We start from the raw sequence: 7,657 nt of genomic DNA, 5'->3' as shown, positions 1-7,657 counted from the left end.
GTGCCGAGACGCCCGCCGAAGCGCCGGTCGCCGAGCCCGCCGCGGCCGCGGCCGAGGCCGAGCCTGAAGAGACCACTCCCGCCCCGCGCCGCCGCCGTGCCACCCGCCGCGCCTCCGCGCCTGCCGGTGCGCCGCAGGCTGCCGAGGCCGCCGCCGAGACGCCCGTGGCAGCCGAGCCCGCCGCCGAGACACCCGCCGCCGCGCCCGAGGCGCAGCCGGAGTCCGGCGACGCCGCCCCGCGCCGTGCCCGCCGCCGCGCGACCCGCGGTTCGGCCGCGCCCGCCGCGGAGACGCAGGCCGCCGAGCAGGCCCCTGCCGCCCCCGCCGCCGAGCCGAAGGCCGAAGCCGCGCCCGCCGCGAGCAAGCAGACCCCCGAAGCGGAGCCCGCCGAAGAGGACGCGCCCACCGGCCGCCGTCCCCGCCGTGCCACCCGCAAGGCCGCCGCCGGATTCTCGGCGCCCGCCCCGACGCGGGCCCGCAAGGCGCGTGCCGGTGACAGCGAGGAGGGTTCCGGAAGGAAGCCGCGCCCCGCCGTCGCCGTCTTCCAGGCGCCGGTGTTCGCCGCGCCGATGTTCCAGACCCCCGAGAGCGCGGCTGCCGCTGCCGCCGCCGAAGCGGCCGACGAGCCCGCCGAAGAAGAGGTCGAGGCCGAGCCCGTCGCCGCCGCACCGGTGGTGGAGGAGGAGACCGGAGGGCGCCGTCGCCGCAACCGCCGCCGGGCCGCCGAAGAGCAGCCCGCCGCCGAGCGTGAACCCGCCAAGCCCGCCGCGAAGGCCGTCGAGGCCGAGGCCCCCGAGCCCGAAGAGGCCGAGGACACCGCCGCGGAGAGTGACAGCGACAACGACAACGACGAGTCCGACGACTCCGGTGAGCGCCACGGCCGCCGTCGCCGTCGTGGTGGCCGTCGCCGCCGCCGCGGTGAGTCCGCCGACGACTCCGACCAGCAGGACGCGGACGCCGACTCCGACACGGACGCCGCTGAGGACGTCAAGGACACCGAGGACGCCAAGCACGCGGCCGAGCAGGACGATGACGACGCCGACGACAACGGCTCGGGCGCCGGTTCGAGCAGCAGCCGTCGCCGCCGTCGCCGCCGCCGTCGCGCCGGTGACTCCGGTGAGGCCGAGAACACCGCGGACGGCGACCCGGAGCGCACGGTCGTCAAGGTCCGTGAGCCGCGCAAGAAGGAAGAGCGCGAGCTGGGCACCGGCGCCGACGAGGTCACGTCCATCAAGGGCTCGACCCGTCTCGAGGCCAAGAAGCAGCGCCGCCGCGAAGGCCGCGAGCAGGGCCGTCGTCGTGTGCCGATCATCACCGAGGCCGAGTTCCTGGCGCGCCGCGAGGCCGTCGAGCGTGTGATGGTCGTCCGCCAGAACGGCGAGCGCACCCAGATCGGCGTCCTTGAGGACAACGTGCTCGTCGAGCACTACGTCAACAAGGAGCAGGCGACCTCGTACGTGGGCAACGTCTACCTCGGCAAGGTGCAGAACGTCCTGCCGTCGATGGAGGCCGCCTTCATCGACATCGGCAAGGGCCGCAACGCCGTGCTCTACGCCGGTGAGGTCAACTTCGAGGCGCTCGGCATGGCCAACGGGCCGCGCCGCATCGAGTCGGCCCTGAAGTCGGGCCAGTCGGTCCTCGTGCAGGTCACGAAGGACCCGATCGGCCACAAGGGCGCCCGCCTCACCAGCCAGGTCTCGCTGCCGGGCCGCTACCTGGTCTACGTGCCCGAGGGCTCGATGACCGGCATCAGCCGCAAGCTGCCCGACACCGAGCGCGCGCGTCTGAAGACCATCCTCAAGAAGATCGTCCCCGAGGACGCGGGCGTCATCGTGCGCACCGCGGCCGAGGGCGCGAGCGAGGACGAGCTGCGCCGTGACGTCGAGCGTCTGCAGCAGCAGTGGGAAGAGATCCAGAAGAAGGCGAAGAACGGCGGCGCCGCGCCGACCCTTCTGTACGGCGAGCCGGACATGACCGTCCGTGTCGTCCGCGACATCTTCAACGAGGACTTCTCCAAGGTCATCGTCAGCGGAGAGGAGGCCTGGGACACCATCCACGGGTACGTCTCCCATGTCGCCCCCGACCTGGCCGACCGCCTGCAGCGCTGGACCTCCGAGGTCGACGTCTTCGCGACGTACCGCATCGACGAGCAGCTGATGAAGGCTCTGGACCGCAAGGTCTGGCTGCCCAGCGGCGGCTCGCTGGTGATCGACAAGACCGAGGCGATGATCGTCGTCGACGTCAACACCGGCAAGTTCACCGGGCAGGGCGGCAACCTCGAAGAGACCGTGACGAGGAACAACCTCGAAGCGGCCGAGGAGATCGTGCGCCAGCTGCGCCTGCGTGACCTCGGTGGCATCGTCGTCATCGACTTCATCGACATGGTGCTCGAGTCCAACCGGGACCTGGTCCTGCGCCGTCTGCTCGAATGCCTTGGCCGTGACCGTACGAAGCACCAGGTGGCCGAGGTCACCTCGCTCGGTCTCGTGCAGATGACCCGTAAGCGGGTCGGCCAGGGCCTCCTGGAGTCCTTCTCCGAGACCTGCGTCCACTGCAACGGCCGCGGCGTGATCGTGCACATGGAGCAGCCGACCGCCGCCGGTGGTGGCGGCAAGCGCAAGAAGCGCGGGCGCGGCGGCTCCGAGCAGGGCCAGGAGCACACGCACGAGCACGAGAGCCACGAGACGCACGACAGTCACGACACAGCCGACGAGGTCGAGACCGAGTCCGAGGCCGAGGTCGCCGCGGAGGCCGCTGCCCCGGTGGCGCTTCCCGAGCCGGACTTCGTGCCGGACGAGGAGCTCTACAGCAGCGCGTCCGAGGCCGAGGCCGCAGCTTCCCGTGGTGGCCGTTCGCGCCGCAGGGCGACCCGTCGGGCCTCGGCTCCGGCCGGTGCCCCGAAGGCGGAGACCGCGCCCACGGCGGAGAGCGCCCCGAAGTCGGAGAAGAAGCGGTCCAAGTCCAGGAAGGCCGCCACGGCCGAGGCTCCGGCCGCCGAGGACCCGGTCGTCGAGGCTCCGGTCGCCCCGGCACAGGAGGAGGCTGCTCCGCAGGCTGCTCCCGCCGCCGTCGAGGCCGCTCCTGACGCGCCCGTGGACGATGCCGCTCCCAAGGGACGTACGCGCCGTCGTGCGACCCGTAAGGCGACGTCGCCCGCAGGTTCGCCGAAGAGCGCACAGAGCGCCGAGCCGGAAGCCGCCGAGGTGATCGTCACCGAGGCGCCCAAGGCGGAGCCCGTCGCGGAGCCGGTCGCCGCCGAGCCGGTGGCCGAGGCCCCCGCCGACGCCGCCCCGGCCCGTCCGCGCCGCCGTGCGGTCCGCAAGGCCACCGCGCCGACCACGTCCGACGAGGCGGCCGTCCTGGTCGTCCCGTCGGCCGAGAAGGCCGCTCAGGCCCCGGCAGAGGCCACGGAGAAGCCCGAGGCGGACACCGCCGAGGAAGCCGCTCCGGCCAAGAAGACGGCGCGTAAGACCGCCGCCAAGAAGGCGCCCGCGAAGAAGGCCGCCACCAAGAAGACCGCGACCGCCGCCAAGAAGACGGCCGCAAAGAAGACGACGGCCAAGAAGGCGTCGAAGACGACGAAGAAGACCGCGGCGGCGGAGCAGGCGCCGGCCGGCGTCAACGCCTCCGCGGCCGACGAGGGCTGACCCCCTCCTTCTTTAGTCCGTATGTATGTCCGGGTGCCCCCGGCATGGTGATCTTGCCGTGCCGGGGGCATCTCGTTGTGGGAACTTGGAACAGAGTGAAGTACCTGTAAAACTCATGCGGTTGATGAACGAACGCGCGAGCGTGGCGTCTGGGGAGACGTTCCGTTCGCGTCAGGGGAGGGGATGGACGATGGCGCACGGTCGCCTGAGAGGCACGGGACGTCACCGTGCCGTGAAGCAGGTCAAGGGCGGACGCCAGGCCGTCGCGCTGGCCACGGTCCTGTCGGCGGCGGGCATCCAGACGGTGAGCGCCATGGGGACGGCGGGGGCGGACGATTCCGCACCGCCACTGGCCGAGGCGCCGATCTTCAACGACCCGCTGGGCACCCCCGAGCAGCAGTACGCGATACGGACCCGCCTGATCGAGCTGACGAACGCCGCGGTGCCGGGGTCGACCATCAAGGTCGCGGTCTACCACGTGTGGGAGGCCTCGGTCGTGGACGCGCTCGTGGCGGCCAAGAACCGCGGTGTGCACGTACAGATGCTGCTCGACGAGACCAGCAGGAGCGATCGCCCCACGAACACCTCGTACAGCAGGCTGGCGGCAGAGCTGGGCACCGACAAGAACAAGTCGTCCTTCGTGCGGCTCTGCCCGGCGAACAAGTCCTGCCTGGGCGATCCCCAGTACGGCAAGTCCATCATGCACAACAAGTTCTGGCTGTTCTCGCAGGTCGAGGGCGCCAGGGACATCGTCGTGCAGACCACGTCGAACTCGACGCCCTCGGCGCACACGAGGTTCTTCAACGACGCGCTGCAGCTCCCGAACAACCCGACGATGTACGAGGCGTACGCCGACTACTTCACCGAAATGATCGGCAAGGACTGGCGGAACTGGGACTACCGCACGGTCAGCGACGGCCTCTACAAGGCGTACTTCTTCCCGCGCTCCGGCACGGTCAACGAGACCGACACGATGTACTCGGTCCTGAACAACGTGCAGTGCAACTACAAGGACGCGGCCGGCGTCGCCCGGCACACCAATGTCCGCGCCTCGATCTTCAAGATCACCCGGAAGCAGATCGCCGACAAGCTCGTCTCGCTCAAGAAGGCGGGCTGCACGGTGAGCATCGTGTACGCCGAGACCGACAGCGCCAAGAGCCAGGGCGGCACCCCCGGCACCTGGGAGACGCTGCACAAGTCCGGCGGACCCACGATCCGCTGCTTCAACGACGACCGGGACCCGCTGCACCCCGGAACCAAGCTGGTGACGCCCTACATCATCCACTCGAAGTACCTGCTCATCGACGGCAAGTACGACGGCAAGCAGAACAAGATCTCCTTCACGGGATCGCAGAACTACACGGCGCCCGCCCTGCGCGAGAACGACGAGGCGATCGTGAAGGTCGACGACGACTCCGTGCACGACGCGTACCGCGGCCACTTCGACCGCGTACGGGCCGTTGCCTGGCCCGGGACGGCCGACAAGACCGACTTGTGCAAGGGCGTCAAGCCGCTGCCGCCGGACGGTGAGAAGCCGGTTTGACCCTTCCGGTCGAGCCCCGTAATCTTGACCGTCGGCGTGTCAGTAGGTACGCCCTACCCCTGTAAACCTGATTTCCTTCCGACGCCTGGCGTCCGGGAGAGGCCGACCGCGTTATGCGGGCGGCTGGACTGCGGGGGTCCCGTTCCGAGCGAGAGAGAGATCCGTGTACGCCATCGTGCGCAGCGGTGGTCGCCAGCACAAGGTTGCTGTCGACGACATCGTTGAGGTTGACAAGCTTCCCACCGCCAAGGTTGGCGACACCGTAGAGCTCTCTACGCTGCTCGTCGTCGACGGCGATGCCGTGACGAGCGACCCGTGGGTGCTTGCCGGTATCAAGGTCACGGCCGAGGTCGTGGACCACCACAAGGGTGCCAAGATCGACATCCTTCGTTACAAGAACAAGACCGGCTACCGCCGTCGCCAGGGTCACCGCCAGCAGTACACGGCGATCAAGGTCACCGGTATCCCCACGGCTGCGAAGTAAGGGACTGAGACATGGCACACAAGAAGGGCGCATCTTCCACTCGGAACGGGCGCGATTCGAATGCTCAGCGGCTCGGCGTGAAGCGCTTCGGCGGTCAGACCGTCAACGCCGGTGAGATCCTGGTCCGCCAGCGTGGCACGCACTTCCACCCCGGCTCGAGCGTCGGCCGTGGCAAGGACGACACGCTGTTCGCGCTGGCCGCCGGTGCGGTCGAGTTCGGCACCCACCGTGGCCGCAAGGTCGTGAACATCGTTCCGGTCGCCTGAATCAGGCTTCCGTAGAACAGGTTCTTCGCGAGGGCGGACCTCACTTCCCTGTCGGGAAGCGGGTCCGCCCTTCGCGTGTTACACCTAGGGGCATTTCGCCCCTGACTTTCCGTACGTTTCTGGAGGCACATCCCATGACCACCTTCGTGGACCGCGTCGAGCTGCACGTCGCCGCGGGTAGCGGGGGCCACGGCTGTGCCTCCGTCCACCGTGAGAAGTTCAAGCCGCTCGGCGGCCCCGACGGTGGCAACGGCGGCCGTGGCGGAGACGTGATCCTGGTCGTCGACCAGTCGGTCACGACCCTGCTCGACTACCACCACTCCCCGCACCGCAAGGCCACCAACGGTGCGCCCGGTGCCGGTGACAACTGCTCCGGCAAGGACGGCCAGGACCTGGTCCTGCCCGTGCCGGACGGCACCGTCATCCTCGACAAGGACGGCAACGTCCTCGCCGACCTGGTCGGCCAGGGCACGACGTACGTCGCCTCGCAGGGCGGCCGCGGCGGCCTGGGCAACCGGGCACTCGCCTCGGCCCGCCGCAAGGCGCCCGGCTTCGCCCTCCTCGGCGAGCCGGGCGAGGGCGGCGATGTCGTCCTGGAGCTCAAGACGGTCGCCGACGTCGCGCTCGTGGGCTACCCGAGCGCGGGCAAGTCCTCGCTGATCTCGGTCCTGAGCGCCGCCAAGCCGAAGATCGCGGACTACCCCTTCACGACGCTCGTCCCCAACCTCGGTGTGGTGACGGCCGGTTCGACCGTCTACACGATCGCCGACGTACCGGGTCTGATCCCGGGCGCAAGCCAGGGCAAGGGCCTCGGCCTCGAGTTCCTGCGGCACGTCGAGCGGTGCAGCGTCCTGGTGCACGTCCTGGACACGGCGACGCTCGAGTCCGACCGTGACCCCGCATCCGACCTCGACATCATCGAGGAGGAGCTGCGGCAGTACGGCGCGGGCCTGGAGAACCGGCCGCGCGTCGTCGTCCTCAACAAGATCGACGTACCGGACGGCCAGGACCTCGCGGACCTGGTCCGGCCCGACCTGGAGGCACGCGGCTACCGCGTCTTCGAGGTGTCGGCCATCGCGCACAAGGGGCTCAAGGAGCTCTCCTTCGCGCTCGCCGAGGTCGTGGGCGCCGCGCGTGCCGCGAAGCCGAAGGAGGAGGCGACCCGCGTCGTCATCCGTCCCAAGGCCGTGGACGACACGGGCTTCACCGTCAAGCTCGGCGACGACGGCATCTACCGCGTGCGCGGCGAGAAGCCGGAGCGCTGGGTGCGCCAGACCGACTTCAACAACGACGAGGCCGTCGGCTACCTCGCGGACCGGCTGAACCGCCTCGGTGTCGAGGACGGCTTGCTGAAGGCGGGCGCGCGCAGCGGCGACGGCGTCGCCATCGGCCCCGAGGAGAACGCGGTCGTCTTCGACTGGGAGCCGTCGGTGATGGCCGGTGCGGAGATGCTCGGCCGCCGCGGCGAGGACCACCGCCTGGAGGAGCCCCGCCCCGCGGCCCAGCGCCGCAGGGACCGCGACACCGACCGCGACGAGGCGGAGAAGGCGTACGACGACTTCGAGCCGTTCTAGGCAGGTTCTGGCGGGGGCGCCCCGGACAGCTGGACAGTGAGAAGGGCCCCGGAGCTTTTGCTCCGGGGCCCGTCTCTTGTTAGTTCACCGTGCGGGTGCGTGGGGGCTTTTCGCGCAGTTACCCGCGCCCCATAAGGGCGGGC

The 7,657-nt window shown here is 70.2% G+C and carries 5 protein-coding genes; all 5 read left to right on the top strand.

From position 1 onward, the window contains the following. Nucleotides 1–3,647, top strand: a 3,647-nt coding sequence (locus ACFQ7F_RS44575; protein ID WP_383285067.1) for a ribonuclease E/G, incomplete at its 5' end; no start/stop codon positions are given. Between the two features lie 190 nt (nt 3,648–3,837). Then, nucleotides 3,838–5,190 (top strand): phospholipase D-like domain-containing protein, encoded by a 1,353-nt coding sequence (locus ACFQ7F_RS44570; RefSeq protein ID WP_383285064.1) that lies wholly within the window; start codon nt 3,838–3,840, stop codon nt 5,188–5,190. A 163-nt stretch (nt 5,191–5,353) separates the two neighbouring features. Then, nucleotides 5,354–5,674, top strand: coding sequence for a 50S ribosomal protein L21 (gene rplU, locus ACFQ7F_RS44565; RefSeq protein WP_160505004.1), 321 nt, complete (start codon nt 5,354–5,356; stop codon nt 5,672–5,674). 11 nt (nt 5,675–5,685) lie between these two features. Then, nucleotides 5,686–5,940 carry a 50S ribosomal protein L27 gene (gene rpmA / locus ACFQ7F_RS44560; protein WP_160505003.1) on the top strand — a complete coding sequence of 85 codons (255 nt, stop codon included), beginning with the start codon at nt 5,686–5,688 and terminating at the stop codon, nt 5,938–5,940. A 134-nt stretch (nt 5,941–6,074) separates the two neighbouring features. Continuing rightward, nucleotides 6,075–7,514, top strand: coding sequence for a GTPase ObgE (gene obgE, locus ACFQ7F_RS44555; RefSeq protein WP_383285060.1), 1,440 nt, complete (start codon nt 6,075–6,077; stop codon nt 7,512–7,514). The last annotated feature ends 143 nt before the right edge of the window (nt 7,515–7,657 follow it).

Source organism: Streptomyces sp. NPDC056486, assembly GCF_042795295.1.
In the GTDB taxonomy this organism is placed as follows: Bacteria; Actinomycetota; Actinomycetes; order Streptomycetales; family Streptomycetaceae; genus Streptomyces.
The sequence above is the reverse complement of the archived record's forward strand: the minus strand, read 5'-3'. Positions and strand labels throughout refer to the sequence as shown.